The sequence below is a fragment of the Halobacillus alkaliphilus genome (genome assembly GCF_900113125.1).
Classification (GTDB): Bacteria; Bacillota; Bacilli; order Bacillales; family Halobacillaceae; genus Halobacillus; species Halobacillus alkaliphilus.
In genome coordinates, this window is record NZ_FOOG01000007.1 from 95,054 (window position 1) to 112,872 (window position 17,819).

Consider the following 17,819-nt stretch of genomic DNA (forward strand, 5'->3'; position numbering starts at 1 on the left):
ACTCGCCCTCCTTCCACTAGATGAGTAAATTCATAAATGCTGTCGCCATACCGAAATAAATCAGTATGGAAATGATGTCATTGATGGTCGTGATGAATGGTCCTGATGCAACAGCAGGATCGATATTAAATCGATGCATGATGAGAGGTACGAGAGAACCAGCCAAGGTGGCTACAATCAACGTCGATAAAATGGAAAGTCCGACGAGTAAGCCTAAAAAGAAGTTTCCCTGCCAGAAATAAACGACGATAGTAATGAGAACCCCGCAGGAAATTCCTGTGATCAATCCAGTTCCGGCTTCTCGCAGCATCATCTTCGTCTTACCCTGTTTATCAATTTCACCGGTTGCAATCCCACGTACGGCTACGGCAAGAGCCTGGGTGCCTGTATTCCCGGCCATTCCGGCAATGAGCGGAATGAAGATCGCGAGAATCGCCACCTTATCAAGAGTTTCTTCAAAGCGGCCGATGAGGCTTGCCGTTATACTGCCCAAAAATAGTAGAATAACAAGCCAGGGCAGCCTTTTTTTAGCTGAATCAAAAGCATTTTCATCCGGACTGTCGACGTCGGAAATACCTGCAAGCTTGGAATAGTCATCACTTGCCTCTTCTTCCATAACGTCCATAATATCATCGACCGTAATAATGCCGAGCAGGTGGTTTTGGAAATCAACAACGGGAAGGGCAAGAAAATCATAATCTCTTACCATCCTGGCGACTTCTTCCTGGTCTTCGGCTACAGAAACGGACACCACTCGTTCATTCATCACGTCCGAGATGAGCCAGTCGTCTTCCGAGATAATTAAATCACGAAGCGAAATAACCCCAACTAGACGCTTGTCTTCGTCAATGACATAGGTGTAATAAATTGTTTCGGCATCAGGCGCTTCTTTTCTTAAATGAAGCATCGCTTCCCTGATCGACATGCCGGCTTCCACGATGACGAACTCCGTGGTCATAATAGAGCCCGCGGTTTTCTCTTCGTAGTGCAGCAAGTCCTTTATTTCCTGTGCCGCTTCCTTATCCATAATGGTCAGGAAGCTTGCCACTTTGTCTTTATCCAGTTCATTAAAAATATCTACCGCATCATCCGTAGACATCTCTGCGAATACCTGGGCCGCAAATCTGGGATCCATTTCAGAGAAAAACGGCTCGATTTCCTCATAATCAATGTGCTCCATGAAATCGGCTACTTCTTCGGGAGATAGATACGTATAGATCTGCATACGAACATCAACATCTAATCCCTCGAAAATCATAGCCTGATCATAAGGGTGGAGTTCTAGAAACTCGGCGCGGAATTGGTCAATGTAATCGTTAAAAAGCGCATCCTTTATAGTATCCCAAACTTCTTGGCGCTCCTGGTCATCTAAGTGTTCCATAGCTCCCCTCCTTGACGTTCTGTTCGTTTTTGACCGTTTAATCTTAATTGCCTACTGGACGTTTGTCAACGAAAGTATTTTCTTTTCATTAAATCATAAAGTTGACTTAAAATTATTGGAAGAATCATGTACACTTACAATTATAACCGTAGTTTAACAGATTGCTTGATAGAAAGGGAACATTCATGAATGATAATCAGCAAACTTCACCGATTGATTTTACCATTATATTCATTGTCCTGGCCTTTGGAATCATCAGCTGCTATACCCTTTACACCGTAGATCCTTACTTAGGCGCTGGAGATCAAGGTTCTTATATGAAACAAATCGTCTGGTACATACTTGGAAGCATAGTCGCAGGCATGGCTATGGTTTTGGATTATGACCGTCTTCATCAAATCGTTTGGGGGCTGTACGGATTTGGTCTCGCGGCCTTGCTTATGCTTTTCTTTAAATTCCCGCCGGGGCTCGTTCACTATTCAGGCGGAGCCTGGAGCTGGTTTAAGTTACCAGGGATCGGCACCATTCAGCCCTCCGAATTTATGAAGGTTTTCCTTGTCATTACACTTGCTCATGTGATTGTTAAACATAATGAAAAAACCCGGATGAAAACCGTTAAGACAGATCTTAAGCTGCTCGGAAAGCTGATGCTTCTTTCCATAGTTCCCATGGGACTTATTGCGGTGCAGCCGGATTTAGGTACCTTCCTTGTGTTAGTATCCATCACAGCATTTATGATTTTAGTATCCGGTATTCAATGGAAAATTCTGCTCTCGATCGTCTCATCCGTACTAGTCGTTATTGCAGCTGTTGCGACTACGTTCCTATTTAATATTACAAAAGTTACCACCTTCTTTGAAGAATCCGTATTTGCCCACGTGGACTCCCGTTTCTACGGCTGGCTTCAGCCTGAAAAGTACGAGCTCGGCGCCGGCCTGCAGCTGATCAAAGCCATCACCGCGATCGGCTCTGGCCAGCTGACCGGTAAAGGTTCGGGAAACTTTGAAGTGATGGTGCCCGAACGACATACCGATATGATCTTCACCGCGGTTTCTGAACAGTTTGGGTTCGTAGGCTCAAGTATTGTCGTCACGCTGTTTTTCCTTCTGGTCTATCGGATGATCCAAATCGCTCTCGAAAGTAACGATGCGTTTGGAAGCTATTTAATCGTTGGTGTCGTAGGAATGATTGCGTTTCAAGTCTTTCAGAATATCGGCATGTCCATTCAGCTGCTTCCGATTACAGGACTTCCGCTGCCCTTCCTCAGTTACGGAGGAAGCTCGACACTCGCTTATATGCTCGCAATCGGACTTGTGCTCAATGTAAAATCCCGTACAAAATCTTATATGTTTGAATAAGGTAAACAAAAGGTGGAGAAGCTTTGTAAAAGACTTCCCGCCTTTTTTATTGGCTTTGGTAAGCTTCTGTGTTGATTTTACAGTTAAGCTCCCGGTGCGTAAGACTTAATTTCGAGGTCTCTAGAGAGAACTAGGTCCTGCGGGGAACCCGACCCATTATCGTAATAAGCCTCCTATAAAAATTAACAAAAAGCTTTAACAGGGCTTTATAAAAGAACAATCTGGTTATCTCATAAAGATTCATTGGAAGGAGAATGATGATGAAAATTGATGTAATTGGCGATGTGCATGGCTGCCTCGATGAATTAAAGCAGCTATTTACGAAACTTGGCTACGAATGGGAAAACGGCCTTCCTTATCATCCCGACGGACGCACGCCGGTCTTTGTAGGTGACATTACGGATCGCGGCCCTGCATCAGTGGAGTGCATTCGTTTCGTCTGCCAGTTAGTATTAGAAGAAAAAACGGCGCTCTATGTGCCCGGCAACCATTGCAATAAACTGTACCGGTTTTTCCTCGGCAACCCTGTAGAGGAAACCCACGGTTTAGAAACCACGGCAGACGAATACCGGAGCTTATCCACCCGTGAACAAAAAAAGGTGCGTAAGCAGTTTATGACGCTGGTAGAACAATCCCCTCTCTATCACGTACTGGAAGAAGCGGACGCAGTAATCGCCCATGCCGGCATCCGCAGAGAAGATATCGGAAAAAATGATAAAAAGGTGAAAACCTTTGTATTGTATGGCGACATTACAGGAGAAAAGCTCCCGGACGGACGTCCTGTTCGAAGAGACTGGGCTCAGCATTATGACGGTGACTTGTGGGTCGTTTATGGGCACACGCCTGTACGTGAACCTCGCTTCGTTAATAAAACCGCAAATATTGACACGGGCTGCGTGTTTGGAGGCGAACTAACGGCGTTCCGCCTGCCGGAAGAAGAACTGGTTCGTGTCCCTTCCTCGATGCCGCTCGTTGAAGAGAAATTCAGATACTAAAAATCAGACTCCATGCGGGGTCTGATTTTTTTAGTATTTACATGTCATCATATAACGTTTCCACTCTTCAGGGATCCCGGAGGTAAAAGACATAGGCTCGCCTGTCCATGGGTGATCAAAAGCAAGTTCATGACAATGAAGAGCCTGACCGCTCCAGGGAAGATCTTCTGTCTCTCCGTATAAAGTATCCCCCACGAGCGGATGACCGATAGAGGCCATATGGACACGAATCTGATGGGTTCGCCCGGTCTCAAGCTTTAGTCTGACGAGCGTATGCTGTTCGTCGCTTTCCAGAACCGTATATAACGTCTTCGATGGTTTACCATCTGCACAGGTGGTCCGTTCCACAATGGAGCCTGGTTTCCGGGAAATCGGCGTTTCAATGACTCCTTCACCCTCGAGCCTTCCTTTTACCAGTGCCGTGTAAAAGCGATCGACCCTGCTTTTTCCAAACGTTAGCAGCCGGTGACTGTAGGCGTGCTTCGCAGCAAGCATAAGTCCCGACGTCTCACGGTCCAGCCTTGTCACGATATGAACCGTATTGGAAAGACTGTGCTTATCGTAGTGATGAAGCAGCCGGGTTGCGATGGAAGAGCCTTCATGGTGGGAAGATGGAACGACCGGAACTGAGGAAGGCTTATCCAGCACAATCACATCTTCGTCCTCATAGCGAATCGCAAGTGCTCCTTCTTCAGGAGTCATCCTCTCGCCGCGAACTTCTTCCGGAAAATAAACGGTAACCACAGCCTTCGAATCCACTTTTTGTTTAAGAGAAGCGGGCTCGTGATTGACGTAAATCGATTCTGCCGTTTTCACTCGCTTAATCAGCTGGCGGGAGAAATCCGCCCGTTTTTGCAGAAAATCTCTAACAGTCTGACCTGACGCCTCAGGCGGAACGCGCCAACTTTTGGTAACCGTATTCACTCTTTAGAATGAGAGTACTCATCAGATACGAAGGAATCATGCACACGTCTCCAGAAAGGAAACGGACGGAAGCGGGCAAAACGGACTTTTTCAGTCGCCACACGGCACTGGATTGACTTCACATCTTTGTATGTGCGTGTAATATGATCCATCGTAATCAGAAAGCTTCGGTCGTTCAACGGCTTTAATAAGCAGGTATGATGGCTCGGTAGAATTAGCGGAGAACCGATAGTACGGAACACCCGGTTATTAATGGAAGCCATCTCCGCAATCTGAATCGCTTCAAGTGAAGGATGGAGAATCGCGCCGCCGAGCGCTTTGTTATAAGCGGTACTGCCGGATGGCGTGGAAATGCAAAGTCCATCCCCTCGGAAGGTTTCAAAATGATCGCCTTTAATTTCGATATCAAAAACGACCGACCCTTCTGAAGTCTTAATGGTACATTCATTTAATGCCAGGTACCTATCTTCCTCTTCCCCGTCTTTCGGGCGGATGGTGACTTCAAGAAGCGGGTATTCAACTACCTGGAAAGGCGTTCGCGCAATTTCAATAATCAGCTTTTCCAGCTCTTCAGGCATCCAGTCGGCATAGAAGCCTAAGTGTCCGGTATGAATTCCGATAAACGCCGTTTGATCAAGGCGGTGAACATAGGTGTGAAAAGCTTCTAATAACGTACCGTCGCCTCCCACAGAGATAGCAAGATCAGGCTCGTCCTCATCGTATTCCAGCTGGAATTCAGTTAAATAATTTTTGATTTTGGATCGGATTTCATTTGATTTCTGGTCGCCTTTGGAAAGGATCGAGAATTTCATCTTCTGCCCACTCCTCTACTTCTTTTTAGTATGGTTTTTCTGGTCTTCTTTACGCAAAAATACTTTCTGAGCTTCCTGGATTTCACTTTTAATCTTGGACATTTCTTCATCCAGGCGGAAGGCTGCTTCGCCGGCCCGTTTTAACCGGCTCTTAATTTCTGATGGTATTTTTCCTGCATATTTATAATTTAAGGAGTGTTCGTTGGTCGCCCAGAAATTCATAGCCAGCGTACGGATTTGAATTTCTGCTAACACCATCTTTTCTCCATGAATGGTCTCGACTGGATACTCAATAATTACATGGTAGGACCTGTAACCGCTCTCTTTTTTCCGGGAGATGTAATCCTTCTCTTCGACGATCTTGAAGTCGTGACGGTTTTTCAGCATGTTCACGACAGCATAAATGTCATCTACAAATTGACAGACTACACGCACACCCGCTATATCCTGAAGTTCTTTTTCTATGTTTTCAGGATTAATGGCTTTTCTTCTGGCTTTTTCAATGATACTTGATCTTGGTTTTACGCGACCTGTGACAAATTCAATCGGGGACTGCTCCATTTCATATTCAAACTGCTGGCGCATTCCCTTTAATTTTACTTTTAGTTCATCAACTACTTGTCCATAAGGTGCTATAAATATATCCCAATTCATCTTGCGCCCACCTTTATGTATCCAATCTGTATAGTAAATATGTGCGTTTTCTCCTGCATTCATTGTATCATAAAGTTAAGTCACATCAGAAATGATAAAGGAGGCATTCTAAATTGTCACAGGAAATCGAAATTGAATATAAGAACCTGCTCACGAAGGATGAGTACGATCGAGTACACCAATTATACCCATTCGAATCAGTTGAATTCGTGGAGCAAACCAACTATTATTTTGAATCAGATGATTTAAAGCTTCGCAGTCTAGGGGCTGCTCTCCGCATCAGGAAGAAAAATAATCAATGGACGCTGACCCTGAAACAGCCTCATCCTGAAGGTCTGCTTGAGACCCATGACTCCTTGTCTGAACATGAGGCAGATTTATGGATTCAAAACCGCATGGTGGAGAAACCAAATGTCGGGAAACAACTGGATGAGCTTGGAGTTTCAGTGGATGACTTGAAGTTCCTTGGTTCCCTGACCACAAGAAGAAAGGAAATCGAGTACAAGGATACCCTTCTCGTCCTCGATCACAGCCTCTATTATGATCAGGAAGATTTTGAGCTGGAACTCGAAGCTAAATCGAAAGAACAAGGGAAAAACGTTTTTTCCCAAATATTAAATCAATGCAATATTCCTGAAAGGGAAACAGATAATAAGATTAAACGCTTTTATAAAGCCCGGCAAGAATCAGAATAGTTGCCGTAGCACACACCCATTGCTAAAATGGATTAACAGACAGGAAGGGATTTTATGGTACAGCGACCTGGAACGATTTATGAGGCGCTTGGTGAAGAAAAAATATCAGAGCTTGTCGAAGCATTTTACAGCCGAGTAAGCAGCCATCCGGATTTAATTCCGATCTTTCCGGAAGATTTAACAGAAACGGCGCGGAAGCAGAAGCAGTTTTTGACTCAGTTCTTCGGCGGCCCTCCTCTTTACATCGAAGAGCACGGTCACCCGATGCTGAGAGCCAGACATCTGCCTTTTGAAATTACACCAACTCGAAGAGACGCCTGGCTGTCTTGTATGTCAGGCGCTTTAAACGAGGTTTCTATTGAAGAGCCTTACCGGTCTGCTATATTTGAACGATTAACGATGACAGCAAACCACATGATGAACACACCAGAAGAGGAGAAAGGAGAATCGAAGTGAGTTGGAAAAGCTTGAGCAGCAATAACGACACCCAAGGAACAGCCAGCGGTTTTTTCAATTTATTAAAGCGGCCCATAGAAATCTATGTGTTTATCGATCCGCTCTGTCCTGAATGCTGGTCACTTGAACCATTCTTAAAAAAACTCACTATCGAGTACGGCCGCTTCTTTACCATCCGTCCAATTATAAGCGGGAAGTTGACTTCCTTTCAGCAGAACAAAGTAAAGAAACCTGAAAATCTGAAAAAAGCGTGGGACAGCACTACTTCCCGCACCGGCATGTGCTGTGATGGTGATGTTTGGATTGAGAATCCGGTTTCCTCCCCCTTTGCGGCTTCTCTTGCTGTAAAAGCAGCCGAGCTGCAAGGTAAAAAAGCGGGCATGCGGTTTCTCAGAAAAATTCAGGAGTATGTTTTCCTGGAAAAACAAAATATCTCCGATGAAGATGTATTAATTGAATGCGCTAGTAAGAGCCGTCTGGATGTAGAGGAATTTAAGAAGGATCTTCATTCCGATGCCGCCCGCAACGCCTTGAACTGCGACTTAAAACTAACGCACGAAATGGAAGTAGAATCAACGCCGACCATTGTCATTTTTAACGAATCCGAAGAAGATGCAGGTCTTAAAATTACCGGTATGTATTCCTATGATGTGTACGTGAAAGTCCTTAAGGAAATGCTTCAAAAGGATCCAACTCCTGCCATTAAGCCAGCTCTCGAAGACTTTTTGCACTACTACCGATTTGTAGCGAATAAAGAAGTTGCGGTCGTCTACGACTGGACAGAACAGCAGGCTAAAAAAGAAATGAAAAAATTAGTGCTGAAACAGAAAGCGCGTGAAATACCCGTGAAGCACGGCGCCTTCTGGGAATATCTCGGCACGTAATAAGCATTTTTAAACGGTACCGAAATGGTTAGATCAGTGTCTAACGATTTCGGTATCGTTTTTTTTGCGTAATTGGACTGGAGCGTGTACAGCCTCTGTTTCGCCGTCAGGTCCCCCTATTTCGTCGTCATCACACGCAATTCTCCCGGGGTGTAATTCTCTTGAAACTTTTCCAGCGAATGAACGTAATACAATAATATGAAATAGAGACTTACGCGCGACAGCGCAGATTACTTTTTCGCGTGGATTGTTTTTGGTTACGAGGAATGGCTATGGATTACGGCCCTATCTGTCTGTCTTTGTTTTTACATAGCTAAAGAAGGTATCAAATAATCACGCAGAAGCCTTCCTGATAAACGACGTGTGCCAGCTGTGGCATTTGCTTATTTAGGAGCCATAGCTATTACACTAATCTTTATTTACACCTCCAACTATGTCATCAAGGTGATGACGATACTCCCGACAAAAGAAAGAAGGATTAACAATGATTGCTGAAATGTACAAAAGAAGAGAAAAATTGGCCTATTCCCTTATAGGTGCCCTCATTCTAATTTTGGGAGGATATTTGCTATGGAATCAGCCGGAGACCAGTCAAGAATGGTTGGAAGCAGCCATCCTGCTTTTCCCCCTTATTTTTATGGTGATAATTGCGGGCACGAGCCATCATAAATATAATAAGGTTAAGGATATATCTATCCCCGAATCAACTGGTTCGCTGCTCGAGGCTGAGCATGTGGTATGGAAAGCCGATGCCGGGAACCTCCCCCGACTGATGGCGTTCGAAAAAAACGGAGCCTATTTTGGAATGCTGAAAACGGAAAAGCTTTCATGGTGGGGCCATCCGATTGTGTTTTTCCAAAAGTCTATCTTATCGTTCATTCCGAGTACATACAGCTTTTATACCCAGGACGGTGAAAAGCTTTTTTCCTTTCGGCGAAACGGGTTTAAGGAAACGAAGGTAGCCATTTTTGATGCAGCAGGAAATCGTTCAGGCACTTATATACAAGAAGAATTTAAAAGCCTCCTCCATGTTAAAGGAGAATTTAAGGACGAGGAAAACCGACCTGTACTCTCCGTAAAGACCTCAGGAACAAGTGGTGATTTTTCCTTATCTGATCATGAAGGTCACCGCTGGGCGCATTTTTATAATGGCCGCTTCCCTCATGAATACACCGAATTATTCCGGGACGTTGATAACGACATCGTAGAATTATCGAACGAGCTCTCGTTAAAAAATAAACGACTGCTGCTTGCTGTCATCAGTTTTCTCTTTATGAATCGATCTTTAAATGGGTAAGCACCTTACTTGATAGGAATGAATCACGAGGAAGGAGACATATATGAATAAAATTAGAATTGGCGTCGGTTTAATCGGAAATCTTATCGTATGTTTTTGGGGCGTGAACAGTTTACTTACAGGTGACCCCATTTTAAATCATGCTATATTTTCTTACTTGTTTGCAATTGGTGGTTTTATTAGCTTTATTGCTTTAATTATGGAATTGAGAAAAAAAGAACGTGCAGATAATAAGAAGCCTCCGAACAACCCTTAGATCCCCATCGATCTAAGGGTTTTTTCAACTAAAATATTTCTGGTGGGCATAGCCGGGCTAAGACCTGTCATACATATAATCAAAGGAGGAAGAGTTATGAAAGTCTGGAAAATTATTGCCTGCGGTTTGGCTGTTTTGTTATTGGGAAGTTTTCACTTATTCGGCTTAATGCGTTTATATCCTTTATACATTACCTCCCCGCTTCTCTTCATTTCCATTTATGTGTGCATATCCTTTATTTATCACAGAAAAACATTTAAAGGATTTCATTAGAAAACCCGCGTGCCAGTAAGGATCACGCGGGTCTTTTATATGCTTATTTTTTAAGCAGTTCTTCCATTTCATTCAGCTTTTCTTCAAATACATCAAGGGCAGACAAAATTGGATCTTTAGAGGTCATGTCCACACCCGCCTGCTTCAGCACTTCAATCGGGTAATCGCTGCTTCCTGCTTTCAGGAAGCTCTTATATCGTTCAACTGCCGTGTCGCCTTCAGAAAGAATCTGATCCGCAAGCGCCGTAGCTGCCGCGTAGCCAGTAGCATATTGATAAACATAATATCCCATATAGAAGTGAGGAATACGTGCCCATTCCAGGCCGATATGATCATCAATCACAATATTGTCTCCAAAGTATTTCTTATTCAGGTCGTAGTAGATCTCTGTCAGCTTATCCGCTGTCAAAGCTTCACCGTTTTGAGCCTGCATATGAATCTCGTGCTCAAATTCAGCAAACATCGTCTGTCTAAATACGGTACCGCGGAAACCTTCCAGGAAGTTATTCAATAAATAAAGCTGTTCCTTCTCACTCTTCGTATTCTTCAGCATGTAATCATTCAACAATGCTTCATTACATGTAGAAGCCACTTCTGCCACGAAAATAGAGTAGTTCCCGTAACGGTATGGCTGATTCGCATGCGTGTAATAGCTGTGCAGCGAATGTCCCAATTCATGAGCGAGTGTGAATAAATTATTCACATTATCCTGCCAGTTCATTAAGATATAAGGATTTGTTCCGTAGTGACCCGAGGAATAAGCACCGCTTCGTTTCCCTTTGTTCTCCTCAACGTCAATCCAGCGGTTCTCAAAGCCTTCCTTAACAGTATTGACATATTCCTCCCCGAGCGGATCGAGTCCTTTCAGAACCAGGTCTTTGGCTTCCTCATAAGACACTTTCATTTCCGCGTCCTTAACAAGCGGCGTATAAATATCGTACATATGAACTTCATCTAATCCGAGTACTTCTTTCCTAAGTTCGATATAGCGATGAAGTAGCGGCAGACGTTCATTAACAGCTTCAATTAAATTATCATACACCGTTTCAGGAATATTATTATTGTTTAATTTCGCTTCCCGGGCGCGCTCGTAATTTCTAACCTGAGCATTAAAATTATTTTTCTTCACATGACCACTTAATGTCGATGCAAAGGTATTTTTGAAAGAACCAAACGTATCATACATCGCTTCAAACGCTGATTTTCGTACTTCACGATCATCGGATTTAAGAAAACCGACATAACGTCCGTGAGTAAGATCCACCTCTTCCCCTTCTTCATTCTTGATCGTTGGAAAAGTAAGATCCGCATTGTTTAAAGCTCCAAATGTCTGCGATGGATTGGCTCCTATTTCAGAGAAACCAGCGAGCAGTTTTTCTTCCTTCTCACTAAGTACATGCTCCTTCTGGCGGGTAATCTCATCCAGCGTATGCTCATACAACTTCAGAGGTTCATATTCCTTAATGAATCCTTTAATTTTCCCTTCCGGAAGAGCTAAGATTTCCGGCACAATAAAGCTCATGGCAGAAGCGATCTTCGTGTATAAGCTTTCCGCTTTAGCATTCATTTCCTGATAATGGGAGTTTGTTGTATCCTGATCTTTGCGCATATGGGCATAGGTAAATAGCAGGCCAATTTTATTAGAAATTTTATCTTGAAAATGAAGAAGGTTGTAAAGCTGCTCGGCAGATTCCCCTAGCTTTCCGCGGTATTGATCCAGTTCAGGCAGGAGTTCCTCTGCTTCTTTCAGCTCTTTATACCACTCTTCGTCTGTAGCAAAAATAGCTTCGAGATCCCACGTTTTTTCTACGGGTACCTCTTCTCTTTTAGGTAATTGTTTAGTTGCAGCCATCATGATCCTCCTTCAGATAGTTCGTCACCCTAACAAATTCTCGATTCAGGTGTGAATCCCTTCTTAAATATTGATTCTTTCCAGTTTTTTTAATGCTGCGACTGTCTTTCGATCGTCTTCGAGAGCATTCCTCATATGTTGGTGAATAATGACCTGTTTTTTCTTAACCCATCCCTTATTTGCGGACTTATTGATGTACCCAAGAGATTCAAGCAGATATGAATATTCTTTCATTAAATCCGGCTGATATCCATTAATGGTGGAGGGAGCAGTCTGTTCAGGGAAAAACACGGGTGCTCCTACTGCAAGGTCTACGAAATGATCTAACAGGAACTTTGTCTGCCACACATAGGACGGCTCCGCTCCAGAAACCTCCCCCTTAGATGGCAGGAAAGCAAGTGTAGGAAGCAATGAAACGTGAATCCCCCGCCTGTACACATCATCCCGAAATGCCTGCACTTCTTTACTGACGTGTGGATTGTATACGGTCCGTTGCTTATATAATAGTTTTTCCCACATGGGCAGCAAGTCATGCAAAGAGGATGAAGCAGGAATTTGAAACAGTTGAGGAAATTGGATGCTTGAGAGTGAATAAGTGCGAAGATCGGCTAAGGTTTTCCGCTGGCTGATGCTTCTCAAGTTGGAAGCAATCGTCAAACGATGGGTTTTGGAGTTAAAAAAGTAGAGGGAATAGTGGTTATGAAAGGAATAAAGAAAGTTCCGAAGAAATTCGCTTATGTGGATCGTGCCTGGGGACGTTCGTTTTAAGAGATGACTTCCCAGAATCCAGAGAGGGAAAATACCATGTTCTTTGTACTGGCTAGTTCGCCGCTTAATTTCTTCTTTAGGGATTTTGGTACATTGATATTCAATGGCTATTCGTTTAGAGCCAATGGTTACAAATACATCGGGACGCTGAGTGGGACCACGTAGCGGGTATTCTAATTTAGTTTCGTAGTTGTGATGAACCAGCCACTCATACAAAGCCCATTTTCCTTGTTCGTGCGCTTCACTCTCCCCACGATTCGCGACACACTCACTTTTGGGAAAATGGGCAAAGTGCGGTTTCACTTTTGGTCCTGATCGAATCAACAGGACTTCTTTACAATGAGGGCAGTAGTAGGTACAAGTTCGTGGGGCCTGCAATTCTTGAGGGGTTAAGTGTAATAGTGACTGTAGCTTTCCTGAGGAATCCTCGGCGTAAAACAAGCGTTCACCTCCTCCTCTTCTATTCGCCATACATCCACAATTTTCCTTTATATACAAAAAAATAAGCACACTTGTAAGGGTGTGCTTGTAAACGTTAATGAGCTGGAAAATATTCTTTGACTTTGGTCAAAGCTTGTTCATCGAATATGGTTTTACCATATTCCTCTAAACGATAAATCGTAACAGGCGACTCATGTCCGAATTCCATTACTTGGCTCAACATATTTTCCTGTTCTTCATCACTCATATTTTCATCAATGAACTGAATATATAAATAATAGTTGTCTTCGAAATGGAAAAGACGCTGATCCATGGAATTCTCAACAGACATGTAATGGCTGAGTTGAATGACGTCTTCAAACTCATTGAATTTTAATGTGAATGTCAACGGTTCATCCTTGTGGTCCTCATCCTCTGTGTCCTGTTCTTCTCCCTGATCATTTTGATCAGATTTACTAAATTTATCGTCAAGCAAAGATTCCAGTTTTTCATCAACCGGTACATCAATAGCATTTTCATCGTCACTAGGGAGCTCGAGTTTTTGACCGTCCTGGGAGACTTGCGCTTTCGTAACGATCACTTCTAAACCTTTATCCATGGCTTGAACTTGAATCCACAATGGACCGTCAGCCTGGAAGTTTTCCTGATCATTCACTTCGTCCATCATTTCCCAGAAAAGCTGCTCGCTTCGTTCCCGGTTATACCAAATTTCTTCTCTGTCGAACCCACGCTGTTCTACATCCTGGTAAGTGACGTAAAACTTAACCGTGTTTTCATTAATACGTTCTATTTCCATGAAATTTCTCTCCCTTCTTAACAAGTATTAAGGGGGAAGGGAATACTCACCCTTTTTTAATGCTTATAAAACCTTACCCGTTAGGTCAAAGCCTCAACCTTCAAAATGTGTAGAATGAAGGATTGATTAATTCTATTGTATGACAGTGTAAGGCAAATGGAAAACAAATTGCTTCAATTCAGCATATAACTATACCCAAAATGAATATCTTTTTTTAAGACCCTTTATTTTGTTTCTGTTGGGTTACCATTTTAGCTTATTCTGAATGCTTTGTCACTACAAGCGGGAGGATTTACTATGAACTGGGACATGCTCGAACCAATTTTAATCATTATCAGTATTGATATCATTTTAGGTGGCGATAACGCCATCGTAATTGCCCTAGCCAGCCGGAACCTTCCCAAGCACCAGAGAAATAAGGCCATTTTTCTTGGGACGGGCCTTGCGATCGCAGCTCGTATCTTACTAACAGCTGTTGCTCTTTATCTTCTCCAAATTCCCTACCTTCAATTAATAGGCGGACTGTTTCTTTTTTACATTGCTATGCAATTATTAACAGATACCGATGACAGCCAGGATATTCAAGCAGGCGATAACTTAATGACCGCAGTTAAAACCATCGTACTGGCCGATATTGTTATGGGCTTTGACAATGTACTCGCAATTGCTGGAGCTTCACATAACAATATAGTACTTGTCGTTTTTGGACTATTAATTTCCGTGCCGATTATCATCTGGGGGAGTCGATTCATCCTCCTGCTAATGGACAAGTTTCCCCTTCTCATCTACTTCGGAGCAGGATTACTCGCTTATACAGCAGCCGAAATGATTATCGAGGATCAATCCGTTTCTTACCTCATAACGGACTATCCTAATGTAAAAGTCTGGATGCCTGTCCTTGCTGTAATAGCCATTACTTTTTCAGGTTATTTTATAAATAAACGAAAAGAAAGGACATAACTAAAACAAAAACTGTGACCCTCGGGACCACAGTTTTAACGTTTATTTAATTAACTAACTTCTGTGCTTCTTTTAATTGGAACGTACGTACACTTCGCGGAAGGAAGCGACGAATCTCATCTTCGTTATAACCTACTTGCAGACGCTTATCATCAATGATAATCGGACGGCGAAGTAAACCAGGGTTTTCCTGAATAAGATCAAATAAATCCTGCATCGGTAATTGATCGAAATCAACCTTCAGCTTTTGGAATACTTTAGAACGTGTAGAGATAATCTCTTCAGTTCCGTCTTCCGTCATTCTAAGGATCTGCTTAATCTCATCTAGAGTAAGAGGTTCGGAAAAGATGTTTCTTTCCGTATAAGGGATATCGTGCTCTTCAAGCCAAGCCTTTGCTTTACGGCATGATGTACAACTTGGTGAGGTATAAAGTGTGACCATACAGAAACTTCACTCCTCAATATTATTATGGTAAAAATTTGAACTGCTTATTAAATTACAATCTTTATAATCTGACCTACTTAAACTATAACACATCTGTCAACTGTTTCATATGTCTATATGAATCGGAACGAATCCTGAAACGTCTATTTTCATCTTGAAGTAATATGTACCACTGCAAGCGATATATTAAACCACATTCTGTACAAAAAAATAAGAGTTTTTTCAATTGTGAACATTTATTGAAAAAACCCACCTGTTTATTGGTGGGTAATGAAACCTAAGAATTTTTAGACTTATCCAGTTCGTCTAAAATATCGTCGATTCCACGATTTTCATCCATTTGAAGAACCTCATCTACATGCTGGTAAGCTTTACCATAGAACTCTTCATCTCTATAGGTATGAACTTCCGTGTACATACGTTTCATTTGTTCATAAATCTCTTCTTCAGAAGCATCTTCTGGAGACCAATAAAGAATTTCCATCTGGTTGACTTCGTTTGTAGCGAGGGAGCGCCTCGTATATCCTATGGACTGAGCATGTTTGAAGCCTTCTCTTTGATAGAAACGCAGACGCTTTTCGGAATCCGTCTCATCATAGTCCACTGGCTCCACTTCCAGAATAATCGGTTTATTTTTAGCCTTCATTTTCTCAATAAGTTTATGCCCAAGTCCTTGACCGCGAGCAGCGTTGGAAACGTATACATAATCGATAAAAATGAAAGAATCGAATTCCGCATACATTAATACGTGTTTATCACTTTCATCCTTATAGTAGATATCGCTTTTTTCTTTGAGCAATGCTTCCATATGTTCTTTTGACTTCATTTCCTCTACAGGGAAATATTTGTTCAGCTTTTCATACCAATTCATTGATCTACTCCCTTTTCATTAATTACTTTCATTATACAGAAGTTTGCTATTATTGTTAAATCCGTAGAAGTTCACCATTCATTAACCTTCCCTGCTTCCTTAAAAAATAAACGAAGAGTGCCGGTGTCCAGCACTCTTCCTTTTTAATTCATAGGGGTATAATCAACATTTGAGGTGTAATTATTTGTAGCGTTCCATAAGAGATACTCATGAATGCCATTTTCCTCAAGAGCTTTGATTTGCGCTTCTACTTCAGCCTTGCCGTACTGCTTAGTAGCTCCTGAATAAAGCCAGGGAGCTTCAAAATCCTGCAGCCATGGCCGGGAAGTTGGTTGGTTCTCCAGTTTACTTAATACTTCATTCTCGACTTTAGCATACTCATCAATGACTCGGTAAGGTTCTGTATCCGGTTTGGATATGTCAAAATATGGCCCCCAGTGACTTGGATAAATCATTGATGATATAACATCGACGTTTTCAGAGATTTTCGAGAAATTCTGACCAATATTTGGAGCTTCCGGAATCGTAGCAGAATATCCGAAGATATCTACAGAAACATCAACGTCGTAACGAGATAATTCTTCGTTGGCAAAAGCTACAAAATCGGTTACAGCTTTCACACGTTTCTGTACTTCTTCCATTTCCAGATTAGCATATTCACCCTGGTCATACTCCAGGACGCTGGCCCGATTTCCGAATCCCTCTGGAAAACGGACATAATCAAACTGTATTTCCTGAAAGCCCATTTCAGCTGCCCGCTTTGCTATATCAAGATTATACTCCCATACTTCTTTTAAAAATGGGTTAACAAAGGCTTCTCCTCTTCCGTTCACCCATACCTTGCCATTCTTTGTATAAGACAAGTCCGGTCTTTTTTCAGCAAGCATTGAATCCTTAAATACTACCACACGGGCTATAGGATAAATACCTTTCTCCTCCAGTGTTTTCAGCATTTTCTTAGGATCATCGATAAATGGTTCGGCAATGTCTGCGTACGGCGAGCCTTTTTCCGGTTGAAACGTTATGTTTCCATGGTCTTCTTTAATATCGATTACCATGGCATTTAAGTCCGAGTTCTCTACCAGTTTAGTCAATTCACTCATTTTCTTTCCGCCTGCTGAAGGACCGGTTACATAGATCCCTCTTACAGCATCAGGATATTCAAACTTGAACCCTGAATTATACATAAAGCGTGCAGCTGGCTGTGAGGTATCCAGCTTCTTCAAACCTAGTTCCTTCTTCGTAAGCATAGAGACTTCTTTCTTTTCTTCATTTTCGGCATTAACGTTATGTAGAGGTACAGTACAAGAGATCAGTAAAAGACTAGCAACGATTAACATCCACTTCCGTTTTTTCCCCATTTAATCCTGCTCCTATTTTAATTTTTTGTCACTATTCATTATATAAGAGGTTAGTTGCTAAGAATAGCCCTTAATTGAAATTTATGTAAATATTCTTCAACTCTCTATTTACTATCGGATTTTTTTATAATTGTTAAACAAGAATTAGTTCTGAATTAATTTTTATTATTAATTTCTTAAAAATGTTATTCAACTATAAGTCCAGTTACTGAAAGAATCAGTTTCGAGATATCTTTGGGTCCTTTACTTAATATAGAGAAGGAATGGCTGCGGAAACAACTCGCTTTCCTGCGGCCCTACATGACGCAGGGTCGATCGACGTTGCGTCGTGCAGGGCCGG

The 17,819-nt window shown here is 42.4% G+C and carries 19 protein-coding genes; 9 read left to right on the top strand and 10 right to left on the bottom strand.

The window, feature by feature from the left end:
- Positions 1–16: 16 nt before the first annotated feature.
- Positions 17–1,381, bottom strand: a complete 1,365-nt coding sequence (gene mgtE, locus BMZ06_RS06370) for a magnesium transporter (protein ID WP_089751227.1) — start codon at positions 1,379–1,381, stop codon at positions 17–19.
- A 185-nt stretch (positions 1,382–1,566) separates the two neighbouring features.
- Between mgtE and BMZ06_RS06375 the strand changes: the two genes are divergently transcribed.
- Together BMZ06_RS06375 and prpE are read left to right on the top strand one after the other, a co-directional pair.
- The gene (locus tag BMZ06_RS06375; RefSeq protein WP_089751228.1) at positions 1,567–2,739 is read left to right on the top strand and encodes an FtsW/RodA/SpoVE family cell cycle protein; all 1,173 of its coding nucleotides are present in this window, start codon (positions 1,567–1,569) and stop codon (positions 2,737–2,739) included.
- A gap of 260 nt (positions 2,740–2,999) precedes the next feature.
- Positions 3,000–3,734: a bis(5'-nucleosyl)-tetraphosphatase PrpE gene (gene prpE / locus BMZ06_RS06380; RefSeq protein WP_089751229.1), complete on the top strand. Its 735-nt coding sequence runs from the start codon at positions 3,000–3,002 to the stop codon at positions 3,732–3,734.
- Between the two features lie 30 nt (positions 3,735–3,764).
- Here prpE and BMZ06_RS06385 read toward each other — a convergent pair whose 3' ends face one another.
- Genes BMZ06_RS06385 through yjbM form a run of 3 tightly spaced genes read right to left on the bottom strand, consistent with a single transcriptional unit; the run spans position 3,765 to position 6,124 of the window.
- The gene (locus tag BMZ06_RS06385; RefSeq protein WP_089751230.1) at positions 3,765–4,658 is read right to left on the bottom strand and encodes an RluA family pseudouridine synthase; all 894 of its coding nucleotides are present in this window, start codon (positions 4,656–4,658) and stop codon (positions 3,765–3,767) included.
- Positions 4,655–5,470, bottom strand: coding sequence for an NAD kinase (locus BMZ06_RS06390; protein ID WP_089751231.1), 816 nt, complete (start codon positions 5,468–5,470; stop codon positions 4,655–4,657). The genes BMZ06_RS06385 and BMZ06_RS06390 overlap by 4 nt, the downstream gene beginning before the upstream one ends.
- A 15-nt stretch (positions 5,471–5,485) precedes the next feature.
- A complete protein-coding gene (yjbM, locus tag BMZ06_RS06395) occupies positions 5,486–6,124 on the bottom strand; it encodes a GTP diphosphokinase (RefSeq protein ID WP_089751232.1) in 639 nt (212 codons plus the stop codon).
- A gap of 113 nt (positions 6,125–6,237) precedes the next feature.
- On the opposite strand from yjbM, the gene BMZ06_RS06400 reads away from it, so the two are divergent.
- The 6 genes from BMZ06_RS06400 (at position 6,238) to BMZ06_RS20600 (ending at position 9,985) form a co-directional block, all read left to right on the top strand.
- Positions 6,238–6,819 (top strand): CYTH domain-containing protein, encoded by a 582-nt coding sequence (locus BMZ06_RS06400; RefSeq protein ID WP_089751233.1) that lies wholly within the window; start codon positions 6,238–6,240, stop codon positions 6,817–6,819.
- Positions 6,820–6,873: 54 nt separating this feature from the next.
- Positions 6,874–7,275, top strand: coding sequence for a globin domain-containing protein (locus BMZ06_RS06405; RefSeq protein ID WP_089751234.1), 402 nt, complete (start codon positions 6,874–6,876; stop codon positions 7,273–7,275).
- Positions 7,272–8,159, top strand: coding sequence for a ClpXP adapter SpxH family protein (locus tag BMZ06_RS06410; protein ID WP_089751235.1), 888 nt, complete (start codon positions 7,272–7,274; stop codon positions 8,157–8,159). The genes BMZ06_RS06405 and BMZ06_RS06410 overlap by 4 nt, the downstream gene beginning before the upstream one ends.
- A gap of 484 nt (positions 8,160–8,643) precedes the next feature.
- The gene (locus BMZ06_RS06415) at positions 8,644–9,456 is read left to right on the top strand and encodes a hypothetical protein (protein ID WP_089751236.1); all 813 of its coding nucleotides are present in this window, start codon (positions 8,644–8,646) and stop codon (positions 9,454–9,456) included.
- 43 nt (positions 9,457–9,499) lie between these two features.
- Positions 9,500–9,712 (top strand): hypothetical protein, encoded by a 213-nt coding sequence (locus tag BMZ06_RS06420; protein ID WP_089751237.1) that lies wholly within the window; start codon positions 9,500–9,502, stop codon positions 9,710–9,712.
- Between the two features lie 96 nt (positions 9,713–9,808).
- A complete protein-coding gene (locus BMZ06_RS20600; protein WP_175477814.1) occupies positions 9,809–9,985 on the top strand; it encodes a hypothetical protein in 177 nt (58 codons plus the stop codon).
- Positions 9,986–10,028: 43 nt separating this feature from the next.
- On the opposite strand, the gene pepF is transcribed toward BMZ06_RS20600, so the two are convergent.
- The 3 genes from pepF to mecA all read right to left on the bottom strand — a co-directional run bounded on the left by pepF (position 10,029) and on the right by mecA (position 13,842).
- Entirely contained in the window at positions 10,029–11,837 is a 1,809-nt protein-coding gene (gene pepF / locus BMZ06_RS06425) for an oligoendopeptidase F (RefSeq protein ID WP_089751238.1), read from the bottom strand.
- 63 nt (positions 11,838–11,900) lie between these two features.
- Positions 11,901–13,046 (bottom strand): competence protein CoiA, encoded by a 1,146-nt coding sequence (locus tag BMZ06_RS06430; protein WP_175477815.1) that lies wholly within the window; start codon positions 13,044–13,046, stop codon positions 11,901–11,903.
- Between the two features lie 94 nt (positions 13,047–13,140).
- A complete protein-coding gene (gene mecA, locus BMZ06_RS06435) occupies positions 13,141–13,842 on the bottom strand; it encodes an adaptor protein MecA (protein WP_089751240.1) in 702 nt (233 codons plus the stop codon).
- Between the two features lie 297 nt (positions 13,843–14,139).
- Between mecA and BMZ06_RS06440 the strand changes: the two genes are divergently transcribed.
- Positions 14,140–14,802 carry a TerC family protein gene (locus BMZ06_RS06440; RefSeq protein ID WP_089751241.1) on the top strand — a complete coding sequence of 221 codons (663 nt, stop codon included), beginning with the start codon at positions 14,140–14,142 and terminating at the stop codon, positions 14,800–14,802.
- Between the two features lie 46 nt (positions 14,803–14,848).
- On the opposite strand, the gene spxA is transcribed toward BMZ06_RS06440, so the two are convergent.
- The 3 genes from spxA to BMZ06_RS06455 all read right to left on the bottom strand — a co-directional run bounded on the left by spxA (position 14,849) and on the right by BMZ06_RS06455 (position 17,479).
- Positions 14,849–15,244, bottom strand: coding sequence for a transcriptional regulator SpxA (spxA, locus tag BMZ06_RS06445; protein WP_014642562.1), 396 nt, complete (start codon positions 15,242–15,244; stop codon positions 14,849–14,851).
- A gap of 280 nt (positions 15,245–15,524) precedes the next feature.
- Positions 15,525–16,118, bottom strand: a complete 594-nt coding sequence (locus BMZ06_RS06450; protein ID WP_089751242.1) for a GNAT family N-acetyltransferase — start codon at positions 16,116–16,118, stop codon at positions 15,525–15,527.
- Between the two features lie 143 nt (positions 16,119–16,261).
- On the bottom strand, positions 16,262–17,479 hold the full coding sequence (locus BMZ06_RS06455) for a putative glycoside hydrolase (RefSeq protein WP_089751243.1): 1,218 nt from the start codon (positions 17,477–17,479) through the stop codon (positions 16,262–16,264).
- Between the last annotated feature and the right edge of the window lie 340 nt (positions 17,480–17,819).